Source organism: Thermocrispum sp. (genome assembly GCF_002919275.1).
GTDB lineage: Bacteria > Actinomycetota > Actinomycetes > Mycobacteriales > Pseudonocardiaceae > Thermocrispum > Thermocrispum agreste.
In genome coordinates this window covers 134701-152651 of record NZ_PKFA01000051.1, presented here as the reverse complement: position 1 = coordinate 152651, position 17951 = coordinate 134701, and the positions used below count along the sequence as shown (strand labels likewise).

At 69.7% G+C, this 17951-nt stretch carries 12 protein-coding genes; 8 read left to right on the top strand and 4 right to left on the bottom strand.

The features are described 5' to 3' along the window. Positions 1–60: 60 nt before the first annotated feature. From CXP56_RS12430 to CXP56_RS12415, 4 genes are all read left to right on the top strand, one after another. Positions 61–2736 (top strand): hypothetical protein, encoded by a 2676-nt coding sequence (locus tag CXP56_RS12430; RefSeq protein WP_156899078.1) that lies wholly within the window; start codon positions 61–63, stop codon positions 2734–2736. A gap of 407 nt (positions 2737–3143) precedes the next feature. Beyond that, complete coding sequence (locus tag CXP56_RS12425) at positions 3144–8111, top strand: NAD-glutamate dehydrogenase (protein ID WP_286901211.1); 4968 nt, start codon at positions 3144–3146, stop codon at positions 8109–8111. A gap of 313 nt (positions 8112–8424) precedes the next feature. Next, on the top strand, positions 8425–8778 hold the full coding sequence (locus CXP56_RS12420; RefSeq protein ID WP_051309575.1) for an SSI family serine proteinase inhibitor: 354 nt from the start codon (positions 8425–8427) through the stop codon (positions 8776–8778). An 84-nt stretch (positions 8779–8862) separates the two neighbouring features. Beyond that, positions 8863–9522: a DUF8185 domain-containing protein gene (locus CXP56_RS12415; RefSeq protein WP_028846319.1), complete on the top strand. Its 660-nt coding sequence runs from the start codon at positions 8863–8865 to the stop codon at positions 9520–9522. A gap of 88 nt (positions 9523–9610) precedes the next feature. Here the strand turns inward: CXP56_RS12415 and CXP56_RS12410 are convergent, their stop codons facing one another. From CXP56_RS12410 to CXP56_RS12400, 3 genes are read right to left on the bottom strand one after another with little or no spacing between them, the layout of a single operon-like run. Continuing rightward, a complete protein-coding gene (locus CXP56_RS12410) occupies positions 9611–11164 on the bottom strand; it encodes a glycoside hydrolase family 13 protein (RefSeq protein ID WP_286901236.1) in 1554 nt (517 codons plus the stop codon). Then, complete coding sequence (locus CXP56_RS12405; RefSeq protein WP_245566529.1) at positions 11161–11553, bottom strand: globin; 393 nt, start codon at positions 11551–11553, stop codon at positions 11161–11163. The genes CXP56_RS12410 and CXP56_RS12405 overlap by 4 nt, the downstream gene beginning before the upstream one ends. Before the next feature lie 13 nt (positions 11554–11566). Then, entirely contained in the window at positions 11567–12562 is a 996-nt protein-coding gene (locus CXP56_RS12400) for a mechanosensitive ion channel family protein (RefSeq protein WP_038044386.1), read from the bottom strand. Positions 12563–12894: 332 nt separating this feature from the next. Here CXP56_RS12400 and CXP56_RS12395 point away from each other — a divergent pair, with 332 nt between their 5' ends. The 3 genes from CXP56_RS12395 to CXP56_RS12385 all read left to right on the top strand — a co-directional run bounded on the left by CXP56_RS12395 (position 12895) and on the right by CXP56_RS12385 (position 14172). Next, on the top strand, positions 12895–13392 hold the full coding sequence (locus CXP56_RS12395; RefSeq protein WP_028846323.1) for an HNH endonuclease: 498 nt from the start codon (positions 12895–12897) through the stop codon (positions 13390–13392). A gap of 80 nt (positions 13393–13472) precedes the next feature. Further along, positions 13473–13706, top strand: coding sequence for an aa3-type cytochrome oxidase subunit CtaJ (gene ctaJ, locus CXP56_RS12390; RefSeq protein ID WP_245566540.1), 234 nt, complete (start codon positions 13473–13475; stop codon positions 13704–13706). After that, entirely contained in the window at positions 13693–14172 is a 480-nt protein-coding gene (locus CXP56_RS12385; protein WP_028846325.1) for a DUF5130 family protein, read from the top strand. The genes ctaJ and CXP56_RS12385 overlap by 14 nt, the downstream gene beginning before the upstream one ends. A 143-nt stretch (positions 14173–14315) precedes the next feature. Here CXP56_RS12385 and pepN read toward each other — a convergent pair whose 3' ends face one another. Next, a complete protein-coding gene (gene pepN, locus CXP56_RS12380) occupies positions 14316–16874 on the bottom strand; it encodes an aminopeptidase N (protein WP_028846326.1) in 2559 nt (852 codons plus the stop codon). 169 nt (positions 16875–17043) lie between these two features. Between pepN and CXP56_RS12375 the strand changes: the two genes are divergently transcribed. After that, positions 17044–17682 carry a mycothiol-dependent nitroreductase Rv2466c family protein gene (locus tag CXP56_RS12375; protein ID WP_028846327.1) on the top strand — a complete coding sequence of 213 codons (639 nt, stop codon included), beginning with the start codon at positions 17044–17046 and terminating at the stop codon, positions 17680–17682. Positions 17683–17951 lie beyond the last annotated feature (269 nt).

Genomic DNA, 17951 nt, shown 5'->3' with positions numbered 1-17951 from the left:
CTGTCGGCCATCAGGCCTGATGTCACCCCCGCCGAGCGGCTGCTCGACCACGGAACGCGGTTGCGGTTCCGTGCCCCGGAGCTGGCATTGGTCTTCGGCGAGCGGGCGGCGGCACTCGCCGAGGCCGCAGGCTCGGAGCACCTGTGGGTCAACGCCGAGGGCTTGTCGGTGTTCGCCCGCATGCGGATGGGGCAGCGGCCGGACGTGGTGCACCGGGCGGTCACGGTGCTGCGCACCGCCGAAGCCGACGGGCACGCCGAGCTGGCGGCGCAGATGCGAGTGGAGCTGGCGGTGTGTGCGCGCAGCGCCGGTGTCCCGCTGACCGGGCTGGCCGCGCTCCGGCCCGTCCTCAGCCAACGCGATCTGCCTGCGGTGTGCCGGGCGCTGGCGCTGATGCAGCTCGTGGGGTGCATGGCGCCGGTGGGCAGGCAGTCGTTCATGGACAGAGCGCTCGCCGAGGCCGACAGGCTGATCCGCTCCGACGCGCAGTTGCCGGACGTCGACCGGATCCTGCTACGGGCCATGGTGGCCAGCAGGACGGCGGCACATCAGCGGCGGCACGGTGACCTGGCCGCGTCGCTGGACACCGGACAGCGCGCCTTGGACCTGCTCGACGGGCTGGATTCCGAGGCACACGACGGCATGCAGCTGCGGGCCCGGGTCGTACTGGACATGGCGTGCGCATTGCTGGACCGTGGCGAGAACCGGCGGGCCATGGACATCGCGCAGCGTGTGCTGTCTCGACCGGCACGCGCCGCCGCGGTGGGGCCGTTGGCCTGGTTGAGGCTCGCCCTGGCGACCCGCCTGCATCTGTCCGCCGGGGAGGCCGAGGCGGCCGGGCGGCTGGTGCGAGACGCGCTGCACAGCGTGCAACGCTACGACCTCACCTGGATCGAGGCCCGGCTGTGGCTCGAGCTGTCCCACGTCGAGGAGGCCGCAGGCCGCGAGCGGTCCGCCCTTCACGCTGCCCGGGAGGCCCGCCGGTGCGAGCACGTGTACGGCCGGGCCCGCCGACAGGCCATCAACGCGCTGACCGGTGAGTTCGGCCGGGGCGAGGAGAGCGTGGTTGATCTGGCTCAGCTGCTGGGCATGGGGGAGCCTCCCTCGGCGCGTGACAGCGGTGCCAGGGGGCAGGAGAAGCCGTCTGCCCACGCGACTGGGGCGGATCGGGCATCGGCGCCTTCCGGCCTGTCCGCGCCCAAGGCTCGGCAGGCGGCAGCTACGGGGCAGACGGCGGCCACGGAGCCGAAGGTGGCTTCGTTGCCGTCGGCGGCGTCGAAAGCAGCTTCCGAGCTGCCGCGCAAGTACGGCAGTGCCGAGCCGGCCGCCGAGACGTCAGGCAGTGGCTCGGCGAAAGACCCTGGAGCGTCGGCGCAGGGCGCGAAGGCGGAGCCGAAGGTCACGTTGCCGTTGCTGAACCTGCCGACCATCTCGCTGCCGAAGGACCTCGATCCCACACTCCACCGCAGCGAGCAGCACGGCCGACCTCCGCTGCGGCTTGCCGGCAGCGGAGCCGGGGGAGAGGGCAGCAGCGCGGCAGAGCCGGCGCAAGCGGGCGGTGGCGGCACCGGCACCGCAGGCGGCTCGGCAGGCGAGGCGACGCCACTCCGGCCCTGGCTTGCCGCGCTCGGGCCGTCGCAGCAGCCCGTGAACGCGTCGTCGGCGCATCGTGCGCATGGGGAGCAGGGCACCGGCCCGCGACGTGGGAACGTCTCCGAAACCCCCGCTGGCAAGGCCGCGGAGACAGCTGCTGGCGGCACGCAAGAGCACCGGGAGCCGGAGCACACGCCGCGGCACCGCCGCTCTGAAGGGGGGACGGCCGCCCGGTCGGTGTTGGAGCGGCTGGGAGTCAAGGTCGGTACGGGGGGAAGAAGGCGCGCACCGGAGTCGTCGACGCCGGGAGCTTCGACGGCGGATTCCTCGGCGACGGAGACGGCCTCCGGGGTGGGGTCCGGCGCCGACCCCACGTCGTCCCTGGCGGGCGCGGCAGCCGAGCAGCCAAGGCTGGGCTCGTCGCGCGAGGCAGCTCCACCCGGCGCGCAGGAAGTGACGTCGATGCTTCCGCGAATTCCGGCGTCCGAGCCTCCGGCCGAGGCGGCGTCGGGCACGGGTGGGAGGCATGCGGCGTCCGGTGAGGACACTCCCGGACGCGAGCACACCTCGGACGGCACGGGCCGCGAGACGGCTTCGGGCGGCACCGGGGAAGAGAAGGCTTCGAGCGGCGCCGGACGAGAAGAGGTCTCCGGACGCAAGGAGGCCTCCGATGCCGCGTCGGCGCGGTCGATCATCGACGAGCTGCTTGCCGCTGCGCGGGCCAGGGACGACCAGAGCGGTTCCTCCTGGCAGGCAAAGCACGCTCAGCAGAAGTCGTCCTCGGACACCAGTCGGGACACCACCACCGGCCACGGGGAGCGTCAACTGCGTGCGGCCGACACGAACACGACCTCGGACGGCTCGGCGCAGACGTCGCCAACCTCGCCCACATCAGGCGCAGACAAGCCCGTCGACTCCGGTGGCCGGTCCAGGACGACGACGGGCCGCACCGAGCCGCCGCGGTTGGACAGCCTGCTGTCCATCTTCCGCGATTGGCCGGATGACGACGAACTTGCCGGGTCGTTGTCCTCGCGGGCACGCCGCTTGCGGGAGGAAAGTGCGGGATCAGGTGAGTCCCGGCGGACCAACGGCCGACGCTTCACCGGTGACGACCGGCCATGGGGCCACCACGGCGATCTCTGATCCGACGACCCCGCTGGTACCGGCTGACGTCAGTTGCGCAGACAGCACACCCAGGTTTCTCGTCCGGCCGACTTCTTGGTCGGCCGTTTTGGTTTCTCGGCCAGCTGGTTTCGGTTTCTCGCCCGGCCGGCTTCGGTTCCACAGCCAGCTGGCTTCGGAGTCTGCGCCGAGGTGTGGACCTCGTCGATGAAAGCTTCCCAGCGCGGGCGAGCCGGCTTCCTGCAGCCCATCCGAGCGCGCCAGTCCGGGCCTCGGCTGTGGTGCCGGCCACGACGGCGCTATCGGCCCAGCGTGATCGTATCGCCCGCCGGTGATCGAACTGCGTGGGCTGCGAGTGCCGAACGTCGCCAGGCTAGGGTGAGAGGCGTTGACTGTGCAGCGTTGCCGCAACGGAGGTTGTTCGCGCCATGACTTCCACCAAGGTCTCCAGCGTGTCACCTGGGGGGTCGGCGGATGCCGACGACTTGGAGGCTCAACGGGATCGACTGGTCGAGGCCGCAGCACAACTGGCGCCGGACATCTCCGACCTGATCCGCGTGTACTACCGGCACGCCCCGCCGGAGGACATCGTCGACGACTCGCCGGAGGACCTGCTCGCCGCGGTCCGCAGCCACCTGGAGCTGGCCGAGCGGCGCCCCCCGGGCAGGCCGGTGGTGAAGATCAGCAACCCGGCCCGGTCCACCGGCGGCTCCTCGGGTGTCACGGTCGTGCAGATCGTCACCGACGACATGCCGTTCCTGGTCGACAGCGTGGTGGCCAAGTTCGCCAGGTCCGGGATGCCGGTGCAGCGCATCGTGCACCCGATCCTGCTGGCGACCCGGGACGTCACGGGTGCGCTGCAGCAGCTGCACCCGGCCGCGGACCTGGACGACCCGCCGGAGGGCGCCTCGGCGGAGTCGTGGATCTCCGTGGAGGTCGACCAGATCACCGATCCGGAGCGTGCCGCGGCCGTCGAGACCGGCCTGATCTCCGTCATCACCGATGTCCGTGAGGTCGTCGAAGACTCCGTCAAGATGACCGAGACGGCGCTGCAGCTGGCCGACGAACTGGAATCGTCCCCGCCGCCGCTGCCGCCCACCGAAGTGACCGAAGGCGCCGCGCTGCTGCGCTGGCTGGTGGACGGGCACTTTCGGTTCCTCGGCTACCGCAAGTACGAAGTGGTGCGGGATCAACCGGACCCGGTGGCCGAGGACGCGCCGGTGCTCCGCGCGGTCCTGGCGACCGGCCTGGGCGTGCTCCGCCAGGACAGCCTGGCCGCCCGCAAACTCACCGCGGGCACGGACATCGCGAAAACGGCACTGTCCAAGAACCTGCTCGTGCTGACGCCGGGCAGCGCCCGGTCGACGGTCCACCGGCCGGTGCGCCCGTACTACATCGGCGTCAAGACCTTCGACGACAACGGCGAAGTCACCGGCGAGCACCGCTTCCTCGGCATGTTCACCACGTCGGCGCTGCACGAGGACGTGCTGGACATCCCGGTGGTGGGACGCAGGGTGCGGGACGTCATCCATCGCGCGGGCTTCCCGATGGATTCGCACTCCGGCCAGGCCATGCTCGAGGTCATTCAGAGCTGGCCGCGCGCCGAGCTGTTCTCCACCGACCCCGACTCCCTCTACGCCACCGCCACCGGCGCGATCGCCCTGGCCGACCGGCGCCGCATCCGGGCCTTCCTGCGCCGTGACCCGTACCGCCGCTTCTTCTCGTGCGTGGTGTTCGTGCCGCGCGACCGGTACAGCACCCGGTCCCGGCAGGCCATGCAGGAGGTACTGCGCGAAGAACTCCAGGCGCGGGAGGTCGAGTTCGCCGTCCGGCTGGGCGAGACGCTGTTCGCCCAGGTGCATTTCACCGCCTACACCGACCCGGACAAGCAGATCGAGCCGGACATGCGCCGCATCCAGCAGCGGCTCACCACGGCGGTGCGCGGCTGGGAGGACCAGCTCATCGAGGCCATTCACGAGGAGCGAGTGGCCGCAGGCGTGCTGCAGAGCCACCGCGACGAGCCGGCCACTCAGCTCGGGGAACGTCTCGCGGCGGCGCTGCCGGAGGCCTACAAGGAGGACTTCGACGCCGTCACTGGCCTGCGCGACCTGCGGCAGTTGGAATCACTGTCCGGGCCGGGCGACCTTGGGATGCAGCTGTACGCCTGCCAGGACGAGCACGACGAGGCCACCCACCGGTTCAAGCTCTACCTGGCGGGTGAAGGGGTCTCGCTGTCCAAGCTGCTGCCGATGCTGCAGAAGATGGACGTCGAGGTCATCGACCAGCGGCCGTACGACATCACCATGCCCGACGGCAGCCGGGCGTGGATCTACGACTTCGGCCTGCGGGTGGACCAGCAGACGCTGGAGAAGGTCGCCGATCCGGAGTCACTCAGCGACCTGGGCAAGCGCTTCCAGGACGCGTTCCGTGCCATGTGGGACGGCGCCGCGGAGATCGACGGGCTCAACGGCCTGGTGCTGCGCAGCGGCTTGACCTGGCGGCAGACGTCGGTGCTGCGCGCCTACTCCCGCTACCTGCAGCAGGCGGGCACCCCGTACTCGCAGGCCTACATCGAGCGGACCGTGCTGGCCAACCCGCAGGTGGCGGCCGCGCTGATCGACCTGTTCGAGCTGAAGTTCGACGTCGCCGACGGCGAGGAGGTGACGCCGGAGCGGCGGAACCGCGTCGAGCAGCGCGCGGCCGAGATCGAGTCGATGATCGACTCGGTGGAAAGCCTCGACGAGGACCGCATCCTGCGCGGCCTGCTCACACTCATCAAAGCCACGCTGCGGACCAACTACTACCGCACCGACGACAACGGCGAGCACCGCTCGTACCTGTCGTTCAAGCTGGAGCCGACGGCGGTGCCCGACCTGCCCGAGCCACGGCCGCGGTTCGAGATCTTCGTCTGCTCGCCCCGGGTGGAGGGCGTCCACCTGCGCTTCGGTTCGGTGGCCCGCGGCGGGCTGCGCTGGTCGGACCGGCGCGAGGACTACCGCACCGAGATCCTCGGCCTGGTCAAGGCGCAGGCGGTCAAGAACTCGGTGATCGTGCCGGTCGGCGCCAAGGGCGGTTTCGTGGTGAAGAACCCGCCCGCGCCCACCGGTGATCCCGCCGCCGACCGGGAAGCCCTGCAGGCCGAGGGGATCGCCTGCTACCGGATGTTCATCTCCGGCCTGCTGGACCTGACCGACAACCGTCGGGACGGCAAGACGGTGCCTGCCCCCCAGGTCGTCCGGTACGACGACGACGACAGCTACCTGGTGGTGGCGGCCGACAAGGGCACGGCGACCTTCTCCGACATCGCCAACGAGGTGAGCCTGGCCTACGGGCACTGGCTCGGCGACGCGTTCGCCTCGGGCGGTTCAGCCGGCTACGACCACAAGGAAATGGGCATCACCGCCCGCGGCGCGTGGGAATCGGTGAAGCGGCACTTCCGGGAGCTGGGCATCGACACCCAGACGCAGGACTTCACCGTGGTCGGCATCGGCGACATGTCCGGCGACGTGTTCGGCAACGGCATGCTGCTGTCCGAGCACATCCGCCTGGTTGCGGCGTTCAACCACATGCACATCTTCGTCGACCCGGACCCGGACCCGGCGATCTCGTTCCGCGAGCGCAAGCGGCTGTTCGAGCTGCCGCGGTCGACGTGGGCCGATTACGACCGAAGCCTGATCAGCAAAGGCGGAGGCGTGTTCGAACGCTCTGCCAAGACGGTCGTCGTCACCCCGGAGATGCGCCGGGCACTCGGCCTGCCGGACGAGGTGACGAAGCTGACGCCGAACGAGCTGGTCCGGGCGATCCTGCTGGCGCCGGTCGACCTGCTGTGGAACGGCGGCATCGGCACCTACGTCAAAGCGAGCACGGAAAGCCACGCCGACGCCGGCGACAAGACCAACGACGCGGTGCGGGTGGACGGCAACCAGCTGCGGGTCAAGGTGGTCGGCGAAGGCGGCAACCTGGGCTTCACCCAGCGGGGCCGGATCGAGTTCGCCCGCAACGGTGGCAAGATCAACACCGACGCGCTGGACAACTCCGCGGGCGTGGACAGCTCCGACCACGAGGTCAACATCAAGATCCTGCTCGAGCAGGCCATCGCACGCGGCGAGCTGAGCCAGGACGAGCGCGTGCCGTTGCTGGAGTCGATGACCGACGAGGTCGCCGAGCTGGTGCTGCGGCACAACTACCGGCAGAACGCGGTGTTGGGCGTCTCCCGCGCGCACGCCGCCCCGATGGCGTCGGTGCACCAGCGGCTGGTGTCCTACCTGGAGGAGAAGGCGGGCCTGGATCGCCAGCTCGAGGCGCTGCCCAGCAACCAGGAGTTCAAGAAGCTCATCGCCGACGGCGAAGGGCTCACCTCCCCGGAGCTGGCCACCATCCTGGCCCACGTCAAGCTCGATCTGAAGGACGAACTGATCGACTCCGATCTGCCCGACCAGGACGTCTTCGCGCAGCGCCTGCCGCTGTACTTCCCGACGCCGTTGCGGGAGCGGTTCGCCGAGGCGATCCAGCAGCATCCGCTGAAGCGGCAGATCATCACCACCCAGGTGGTCAACGAGGTGGTCGACGGCGCAGGCCTGTCGTACGCCTTCCGCCTGGCCGAGGAGATGAACGCGACGGCGACCGACGCGGTCCGCGCCTACATGGTGGTGACCAGGGTGTTCGACCTGCCTGCGGTGTGGCGGGACATCGAGGCGCTGGACAACGTGGTGTCCACCGACGTCGCCGACCGCATGGTGCTGGAGACCCGCAGGCTGCTGGACCGCGCCGCGCGCTGGTGGTTGTCCTCGCGGCCGCAGCCGCTGGCGGTCGGCGCGGAGATCAACCGGTTCTCCGGGGTGGTCAGGGCGCTGCAGCCGAAGGTGCCGGAGCTGCTGCGTGGCGAAGAGCTGGACGTGCTGAACGCCCGACGCGACGAGCTGATTGCCGACGGCGTGCCGGAGGACCTCGCGGGCAGGGTCGCCGCGCTGCTGTTCACCTACGGCTTGCTGGACGTCACCGAGGTGGCCGAGCTGGCCGAACAGGAAATCGGTGTCGACCGGGAGCGCAGCCCGCTGGAGACCGCCGAGCTCTACTACGCGCTGTCCGAGCATCTGGGCATCAACCGGATGCTGACGTCGGTGACCGCCCTGGAGCGCGGCAACCGCTGGCACGCGCTGGCTCGGCTGGCCCTGCGCGACGACATCTACCTGTCGTTGCGGGCGATCACGCTGGACGCGCTGCGGATCAGCGATCCCGGTGACCCGGTCGACGCCAAGATCGAGCAGTGGGAGCGGGCCAACAGTTCGCGCCTGGCCCGCGCCAGGGTGGCGCTGGACGACATCGCCCGCGTCGGCAAGCTGGACCTGGCCACGCTGTCCGTGGCGACGCGGCAATTGCGCAGCATGGCGCGGTGAGGACGGTGGTCACCCGGGCCCGGTCGTAGCCGGGCCGCTCACCGGGCCGGAACGACCGCCGTCGCACCGGCAACGACCGCGGTCGCACCAGCTCGGTGCCACCGGCCGCAGCCATTCACCAGGCGGCCGGGCCGGGTTGTCCGACGCACCGTCGGCAATTGCCGGTCCGGCCGTCTGCGTGCCCGACAGATGGCGAGCAAACCCGATGGGGCGATTCTCACCGTCGCGTCGGAGCGTTGTCGCGGCGTCCGGAGTGGGTCGGCATAGCGTGAGCGGCGTCATGCGAGTATCACGTCTAGCCACAGTTCTGGTCATGCCTGCGCTGCTGCTCGGAGTGCTGCAGCCGGGCGTGAGCGCGGGCCAGCCGCGCGCGAGTCAACTGCATCTCGTCGTCGAGGACGAAAGTGGTGCCTCGACCGGGGTCGCGCTGGAATGCGACCCGGCAGGCGGCACTCATCCGCGCGCCGACGAGGCGTGCGCCGTCCTGACCGAAACGAACGGTGATGCGGCCGCCGTCTCGTACTCCGAGGATCCCTGCGTGCTGATCTACCGGCCGGTGCACGCGCGGCTCATCGGCCACTGGCAGGGCAGGGCAGTGCGGTACGCCGAGACGTTCCCCAACCGGTGCGTGATGCGCACCGAGAAAGGCCCCCTGTTCGATTTCTGACAGGCCCCGCCCGTAGACGCCCCACCAGTGACTCCCGGGCTGGTGGGGCGTCGTCATGACGACCCGCGTTGGTAGTTTGAGCATGTGACCGCACTGCGCTTCGAGGACCCGGCACAGCGGGAGAACCTGGCGGCGTTCGTGGCCCGCGCGGTCCGGCTGGACGCCCAGGTGCCGATCCGGATGCGTGTGCGGCACAACAGCGGCACGGACACCGTCGGCATGGTGGAGGCGTGGGCGACCACACCGTTCGAGGTCTTGGCGACCAGAGCGGTGCTGGCCGAGCTGACGCCGGCGGACGTGACCGTCAGCGGCAACGAACTGCTCGCGGCCCTCACCGTGGCACGGTCCGCCGAGGTCGACCCAGGTCCGGCGCGCGATCTGCTGTGGCGCTCCGAACTGCCGCCCCAAGGCACCTGGCCGATCATCGACGACGTGCCGGTCTCGGTGATCAGTGACCTCACCGAACGCGGCCTGACCGTGGCCAAGGAGAACGCCGGCCCGATGGGCAACCCGCCCGCATCCCTGCTGGACCAGCCGGTGCTGACCGTGTCCAACGGCGAGGTCGACCTGAAGGTTCCGATGCGGTGCCTGTTCGCGCTGGCGGGCATGGGATTCACCGGCCAGCAGGACGAGCACGCCGACGATGTGGTGCGCGTCCGCGCCAACGAATCCTGGATGCGCATCGACGCCCGCTACGGCGCGGTGGTACGCCGTCGGCACGCCCTGCTGCCACTGGTCTTCTGAGCCATGCCCGGCACGGAAGGCGCGTGAGTCAGCGCCTTGACAACCGAGCACGCCTCACGTCGGTCCGGCCGGGCCCCGGTCGAAGCGCCTAGACCAGCCAGGCCGCCGCGTTGGGCTGCAGTTTGCCGTCCTGTACCTGCGAGCTGGCCAGCAGTACTTCGCCGGGCGGCAGGTCCACCGGCGCGTCCGAGGAGTTCAGCACGCACCGCAACCCGCCCTCTCTGCGCATGACGAAGCACCCCGGGGGAGCGTCTTCCCAGCTCACCGTGTCCCCGGACATCGCGGGGTGGGTCTTGCGCAACCGCAACGCGTCCCGGTAGAGCCACAGCGTCGACGACCGGTCGGCCTCCTGCTTCTCCACCGTGCGGTCGGCCCACTCGACGGGCATGGGCAGCCACGTCCGCTGTCCGGTGGTGAAGCCGAACGGCGGCATGTCACCGGACCACGGCAGCGGGATGCGCGCGACGTCGCGGGAGCCCTGCATGTCCGACGTGCCGCCCGGGTCGGTGCTCTGCTCTTCGGTCAGCGGGCCGTTGGGCAGGCCGAGCTCTTCGCCGTTGTACAGGTAGACCACGCCGGGCAGGGCCAGCTCCACCAGCGCCATGGCGCGTGCCCTGGCCAGCCCAATCTCACCGTCGCCGTACCTGCTGACCTGCCGCCACACGTCGTGATTGCTCAACGTCCACGTGGGCGGGGCACCGACGCTCAGCGGCGCCGCCAGCGAGCGGTCGATCGCGGCACGCAGCTTGTCGGCGTCGAACTCGGTGAGCGCCAGTCGGAAGTTGAAACCCAGGTGCAGCCGGCCGGGCGCGATGTACTGGCTCATCTGCTCGTCGTCGAACGTCCAGACCTCGCCGATGGCAGCCGTTCCCGGGTACTCGTCGAGCACCCGGCGGATGCCCTCGTGCAGTTCCAGAACGCCCTCGTTGTTCAGCCGCGGGTCGTAGTAGTTGGCATGCTCCACCACGTTGAACATCGCCCGCGGGTCCATGTCCGGCAGGTCGGCGGGCTTGGCCATGCCGTGCGCCACGTCGATCCGGAAGCCGTCCACCCCGCGGTCCAGCCAGAACCGCAACGTCCGGTGGAAGTCGGCGACCACTTCCGGATTGCTCCAGTTCAGATCCGGCTGCTCCGGCGTGAACAGGTGCAGGTACCACTGCCCGTCGGCGACCCGGGTCCACGCCGGGCCCTTGAAGCAGCTCTGCCAGTTGTTCGGCGGCTCGTCACCGTCGGGACCCTTGCCGTCGCGGAACCAGTACCTGGCCCGCTCCGGACTGCCCGGCGGGGAGGCCAGAGCGGCTTGGAACCACGGGTGCTGCGAGCTGGTGTGGTTCGGCACCACGTCCACGGTGACCTTGATGCCCCGCGCGTGCGCGTCGGCCAGCAATCGGTCGAACGTGGCCAGGTCCCCGAACAGCGGATCGACGTCGCGTGGATCTGCCACGTCGTAGCCGTTGTCCACCATGGGGGACGGGTAGAACGGTGTCAGCCACACCGCGTCGACGCCGAGATCCTTCAGGTAGTCCAGCCTGCTGCGAATGCCCTCGAGATCTCCCACGCCGTCACCGTTGCTGTCGGCGAACGAGCGGACGTAGATCTGGTAGACGGTGGCGGTGCGCCACCAGTCGAGCGCCTCGGTCACATCCACGAGTTCATCATGCTGTTGGCGGCCATTTCCAGGTACTGCCACAACTGGGTCCGGTACGGCTCTTCGATGCCGCTCTCGTCCACCGCCACCCGCATGCAGCGCAGCCACGCGTCCCGTTCGATCGGGCCGATCTTGTAGGGCGCGTGCCGCATCCGCAGCCGTGGGTGGCCGCGCCGGTCGGAATAGGTGTGCGGGCCGCCCCAGTACTGCATGAGGAACAGCCGCAGCCGCTCCTCCGCCGGGCCCAGGTCCTCCTCCGGGTACAGCGGCCGCAGCACCTCGTCCTCGGCGACTTCCTGGTAGAAGCGGGCGACGAGCTTGCGGAAGGTCTCCTCGCCACCGACCGCTTCGTAGAACGTCTGCTGCTCCTGCTGCTCGGTCACGCCGTCCATCCTGTCACTTCTGCTTGCCGTCGCTGCGCGGCACCAACAGCCGGTACGACGGGGTCTCGAACCCGGCGTCGGTGAGTGCGGTGGTGATGCGTGCCCGCAACGCGCGCTCGACCGCGTACTGCCTGCCCGCTTTCACCTTCACCGTCAGACGCAGCGTGATGCCTTCCGCCGTGATGGAGTTCACACCGAGCAGGTTCGGTGGTTCCAGTACGTCGGCCGAGATGGGTTCCTCGGCGGTGACCTCGGTGGCCACGTCCTGCATGATCCGGCTGGCCCGGTCGATGTCCGACCCCGGTGCGAGCAGCATGTCCACCACGGCGTTGGCGTGCCCCTGGCTGGAGTTGCCGACCCGCAGGATCTCGCCGTTGCGGACGTACCACACGGTGCCGTTGATGTCCCGCAGCGTGGTGATGCGCAGGCCGACCGACTCGACCACGCCACTGGCGTCGCCGAGGTCGACGATGTCGCCCACCCCGTACTGGTCCTCGGCCATCATGAACAGGCCGGACAGGAAGTCCTTGACCAGGTTCTGCGCACCGAAGCCGAGTGCCACGCCCGCGATCCCCGCCGAGGCCAGGATCGGCGCGAGGTTGACGCCCAGCACCGACAGGATCTGCATCACCGCGATGCTGAAGATGAGGAACGACGCCACCGACTTCAGCACCGAGCCGATCGTCTTGGCGCGCTGCCTGCGCCGTTCCATCAGGGTGGAGTTCAGCAGGTTCGGCGCCTTCTCCTTCAACGGCCGCAGCAGTGCAGGCCGCTTCTGGTCGTCGCCTGCTGCGGAGGGCAGCCGGGTGAGCCGGTCGATCAGCCGGTGGATCAGCCATCGCACCAGGAGCGCGACGACGATCGTCAGCACGATCGCCAGTGGTTTGGCCACCAGCCACTCCGCCGACCCGGCCAGCCAGCTGTTGCCGGTCAGGTGCCACACCTGCTGACACCACGAACCGGCGTCCGCAACGCACTCCGGCGGCTCGTTGAGATCGAGCTGAACCACGGCCGTGACCGCTCCCTTCATGCCACGTTCATTGTCTCGTTCATTCCATCGTCCACACTCGTGCCGCGGCCGCTGTCACGTAACACGTCGCAAAAGAGACGTGCGTTTCTGCTCAAGACATGGTCGACTAGGCGTGGACAGCACGGACTATGCCTGCACGGTACGGAGGTAGTCGAGTGCCGAAGTCAGAGACGATCCCCATACCAGGGGCCACCCGTTCCTCGGGTGGCGGTCCATCCCGGCGCCAGGCGAGGCGGCACAAGGAGGGCCACCATACCAACGGAGACGCCTCGCCATCGAGCCGATTACGCCAGCACTGGACGCGTACCCGCGTGCTTCTGCTGAATGCCACGTTCGAGCCACTGACCGCGTTGCCGCTGCGCCGAGCCATCGTGATGCTCGTCTGCGGCAAGGCCGAGGTGGTTCACGGGCACCCGTCCGGGATGGTGCTGCACTCGGCTTCGGCCACAGTGCCGCTGCCGTCGGTCATCAGGTTGAACAACTACGTGCGGGTACCTTACCGGGCCAAGGTCCCGCTCACGCGCGCGGCCCTGATGCACCGGGACGGCTACCGCTGCGCCTACTGCGGCGGCCGGGCGGAGACCATCGACCACATCGTGCCCAAGAGCCGCGGCGGCAAGCACAGCTGGTTGAACTGCGTGGCCAGCTGCGCCAGGTGCAACCACCGCAAGGCCGACCGGTTGCTGTCCGAGCTCGGCTGGTCGTTGCGGGTCGAGCCGGTCGCACCGCGCGGACCGCACTGGCGGTTGCTCGCCGAAGTGGAACACGCCGCCCCGGAGTGGCGGCTGTACCTCGGCTCGGTCGCCTAGCGGAGGGACCCAGGACACGTCGACGCTCGGCGCGGTCGGTGGGCCGAAACCGGATCGGCTACCCTGCACGCGTGAGCGTGATGGAGACGATCCTGATCTTCGCGGCGATCCCTGCCGCCATCTGCGCCGTCATCGGCCTGCTGACCATGCGGTCGAAGCTGACCGGTCGCAAGCGTTACCGCCCTGGCCAGGACTGGGACTTCCCGCCGCAGTGGTGGAGCGCCCACCCCGGCGTGCTGCCGCCGGCCCCGGAGGGCCTCGACGAATTCGATCCCGACCGTATGACCGTGGGAGGTGCCCGTGGCAGCTGGTGAGGTCACGTTCCCGAAGGTCGACCCGAGCACGCTGGAGCCCGGCGCCGCGATCACGCTCAGCGGCCGGGTCTCCGCCGCCAAGCCGTACGAGCCCGCCGAGCCCGATCACCCGTTCACCCCGGCCCAGCTCGACCGCCTGGACGAGGCGCTGACCCTGGCCAGCCGGGACACCGGGCTGCTCTTCACCATCTACCTGGGCAAGCTCGGCGAGGACAGCCGGGCGGAGGCCGAGCAGCTGCTGCGCCGGCTCGGCAAGGACGCCCCGCGTGCGGTGCTGATCGCCGTCTCGCCGGGGGAGCGGGTGCTCGAGCTGGTCACCGGCGAGGTGGCCTCGGCCAGGTTGCCCGCCCGTGCGTGCAAGCTCGCGGTGATGAACATGGTCGCCTCGTTCAAGGAGGGCGACTTGGTCGGCGGGCTGATCAACGGCCTGCGCATGCTGGACGAGCAGGCGGGTCACATTCGCTGACCGCAGGTACCGGGCGGCCACTGGCGGCTGCCCGGCCGTGTCGGCGGTGACCTGCCGGAGGATCGTTTCGCACGCCCGCAGACCATGGGAAACGTCAGCGCCGGGCCCGGTCGTGCTGCCGGGCCCGGCGCTTTGTCGTTGGCTCAGCCGCGGTCGCAGTCGCGTGCGGCCAGCGCCCGCACGACGGTCGCGCGTCCCTCGGTCACCAGCCTCCGCAACGCGGGCGGCCGCTCCTCGGACAGCCAGGCGTCCGCGGCGGCCACGGTCGAGTCCTCCACCGCCCACGTCGGGAACAGCCCGTTGACCACCGCCTGCGCCCGCTCCGGGCTGCGCCGGCGCCAGACGTCGTCCACCACGGCGAAGTACTGCTTGACGTACTCGGCCAGCAGGTGCTTCTGCCCCGGATGGCTGAACCCGGCGATGATCGCGTCGTTGATGGCGTTCGGCAGCTCGTCGTCGTACACCGCGCGCTCCCACGCCTCGGCTTTCGCCGCCGCCGTGGGCCGTAGTGCCAGCGCCCGCTCGGCGTGACGTTTGCCGGTCGCGGTGTTGTCCCGCTCCAGTTCGGCGTCGATCTCCGCCTTGTCCGCCCTGCCGTGCGCCACCAGCGCGTGCAGCAGCCGCCAGCGCAGGTCGGTGTCGACGGTCAAGCCCTGCAGCGTCTGCGACCCGTCACGCCAGGCTGCCAGCACGTCCAGCGTCTCGGCGTCCAGCACCGAGCCGGTCAGCGCGTTGACGAAGGCCAGCTGGTGGTCCGAGCCGGGCTCGGCGTTGCGCGCCATGTCGAGCACCGCGGCGGTGAACGCCGGCCAGCCTTCCTTGGCGGCCCACTCCTGGTCGGCGTAGGAGGACAGCGCCGTCTGGGCCTGCAGCAACACTCGCTGCACCACACCCACCTCGGTCTCCGCGGGCAAGCCGCGGCAGGCCAGCGCGACGAAGTCACGCGCCTTGAACTCGGCATCCCTGGTCATCTCCCAGGCGGCCGACCAGCACAGGGTGCGTGGCAGCGGCTCGGCGATGTCGCCGATGCGCTCGACGAGCGTCTGCAGCGAATCCGGGTCCAGCCGCAGCGCGCAGTAGGTCAGGTCGTCGTCGTTGACCAGCACCAGTTTGCCGCGCGGCACACCGGCGAGCTCCTCCACGGTGGTGGACTCGCCGTCGATGTCCAGCTCGACCCGGTGGGTGCGCACCAGCTTGCCGTCCACGTCGTCGTAGATGCCGACGGCGATCCGGTGCGTGCGCAGCTCGCCCTTGCCCGGCTTGGCGCCGCCCTGCTTGACCGCGAACCAGGTGAACTTGCCCTCCTCGTCGACTTCGAACGACGGACGCAGCTCGTTCAGGCCGGTGGTCTCCAGCCACTGCGCGCTCCACCACGACAGGTCGCGGCCGGACGCTTCCTCCAGCGCGGCCAGCAGGTCCGCCAGCGTGGCGTTCTGCCAGGCGTGCCTGGCGAAGTAGACCTTGAGCCCGGCCAGGAAGTTCTCCAGCCCCACGTAGGCGACCAGCTGCTTGAGCACCGACGCGCCCTTGGCGTAGGTGATGCCGTCGAAGTTCACCTCGACCGCTTGCACGTCCGGGATGTCGGCGGCAACCGGGTGGGTGGACGGCAGCTGGTCCTGCCGGTAGGCCCACGACTTCTCGATGTTGGCGAACGACGTCCAGGCGTGCTTGTACTCGGTGGCCTCGGCCTGCGCCAGCACGGACGCGAACGTGGCGAACGACTCGTTCAGCCACAAATCGTCCCACCAGCGCATGGTGACCAGGTCACCGAACCACATGTGGGCCATTTCGTGCAGCAGCGTCTCGCACCGCCGCTCGTAGGAGTAGCGGGTGACCCGGCTGCGGAAGACGTAGTCCTCCAGGAACGTCACCGCGCCCGCGTTCTCCATCGCGCCGGCGTTGAACTCCGGCACGAACAGCTGGTCGTACTTCTTGAACGGGTACGGCACGCCGAAATTGCGGTGGTAGAAGTCGAAACCCTGCTTGGTCTCGGTGAACAGCCGGTCGGCGTCCATGTACTCGGCGAGTGACGCACGGCAGTAGATGCCCAGCGGGATCGTCTTGTGCTCGTCGCGGTACTCGTCACGCCATTCCGCGTACGGGCCGGCGACGAGCGCGACCAGGTAGGTGGAGATCTTCTCGGTGGGCTCGAACTCGTGCCGGATCGCGCCTTCCGGGGTCTCGGAGGTGGTCCTGACCGGGGCGTTGGACACCACCTTCCAGCCCCGCGGCGCGATCACCGTCAGCCGGTAGACGCCTTTGATGTCGGGCTGGTCGAAACAGGCGAACATCCGCTTGGCGTCGGCCGTTTCGAACTGCGAGTACAGGTACACGTTGCCGTCGACCGGGTCGACGAACCGGTGCAGGCCCTCGCCGGTGTTCATGTACCGGCAGTCGGCGTCCACGGTGACCGTGTTCTGCTCGGCGAGCTCGGGCAGTGCGATGCCGCGTTCCTCGTCGTAGCCGGAGACGTCCAGCTGCGTGCCGTTGAAAGTCGCCGATCGCACCTGTTCAGCCACGATGTCGACCCACAAGGGTCCGTTCCCGCGAGCCGAGAAGGTCAGCGTGGTGATCGAGCGGAACGTGCGTTCGCCCGGCCTGCCTGCTCCGTCGGTCAGGTCCAGTTCGATGTCGTACTCGGCGTCGCCGACAAGGGCGGCGCGGCTTCGGGCTTCCTCACGAGTCAAGTTGGGGGCGACCACAAAGCACCTCGGTAGTTTGCGCGAAGGAAGGTTGGGATCCAGCAGCATCCAATCACGGATGTCCGACACAGTGACGGGTGTCGCCGCAGGTGGTGGGAACAACGTCGCCACTGTCGTGGTTGGGCATGCGTGAAACGGATTTTCCTGACCGACCGGCAAGGAGTTGTCGATGACCACACCACCTGGCAGCCCGGCGTCGCCGAAGCGGACCAAGGTCGACTTCTACTTCGACCCGATCTGCCCGTTCGCCTGGATCACCTCGCGGTGGATCCTCGAGGTGGAGAAGCACCGCGACATCGACCTGCGGTTCGGCGTGATGAGCCTGTCGGTGCTCAACGAGGGCAGGGACGAGCTGCCGGAGAAGTACAAGGAGCTGTTGGAGTTCGGCTGGGGGCCGGTGCGGGTGGCCATCGCCGTCGAGCAGAAGCTGGGGCAGAAGGCGCTGCGTGACTTCTACACCGCCTACGGCATCCGGGCGCACAACCAGGGCCGTGGCGAGGACCCGTCGATCATTCCCGAAGCACTGGCGGAGATCGGCGCTCCGGCCGAGCTGGCCGAAGCGGCCACGTCCACCGAGTACGACGAGGCGCTGCGGGCCAGCCACCACCGCGGCATGGACCCGGTGGGAGACGAGGTCGGCACGCCGACGATCCATGTCGACGGCGTGGCGTTCTTCGGCCCGGTGCTGCAGTCGATCCCGCGTGGCGAGGACGCGCTCAAGGTCTTCGACGGGGCGGTCATGCTGGCCGGTTATCCCGACTTCTTCGAGCTCAAGCGCAGCCGCACCGGCGAGCTGAAGTTCGACTGACGGCGGGCCGGCCGCCGACGGGGTGAGCCCGGCGGGCCGGAAGCCGGGCCGGCAGGACCGAGTGAGGCGGCCGGCCCGGCCGGCCCGCAAGCAAGCGCGCAGCGCCTGGTGAACCACGCGCCGGGTGTGGCCGGATCCGCGTGGGCAGGGCAGCCCGGGCCCCGTCCGGGAGTTGGCGCTCGGCTGGGGCCGCGGATCACCGTGGTGACTGGCTGGAATGGAAGCCGGGGGTCGGTGGCGCGGGTGGATCCGTGTCGGCGGAGGCCGGT

Excerpts from the sequence above, each read along its gene's own strand:
- ctaJ (WP_245566540.1), top strand. The coding sequence starts at position 13,473 with ATGGAGACGATCCTGATCTTCGCGGCGATCCCTGCCGCCATCTGCGCC.
- CXP56_RS12420 (WP_051309575.1), top strand. The coding sequence starts at position 8,425 with ATGCCTGCGCTGCTGCTCGGAGTGCTGCAGCCGGGCGTGAGCGCGGGC.
- CXP56_RS12425 (WP_286901211.1), top strand. The coding sequence starts at position 3,144 with ATGACTTCCACCAAGGTCTCCAGCGTGTCACCTGGGGGGTCGGCGGAT.
- CXP56_RS12375 (WP_028846327.1), top strand. The coding sequence starts at position 17,044 with ATGACCACACCACCTGGCAGCCCGGCGTCGCCGAAGCGGACCAAGGTC.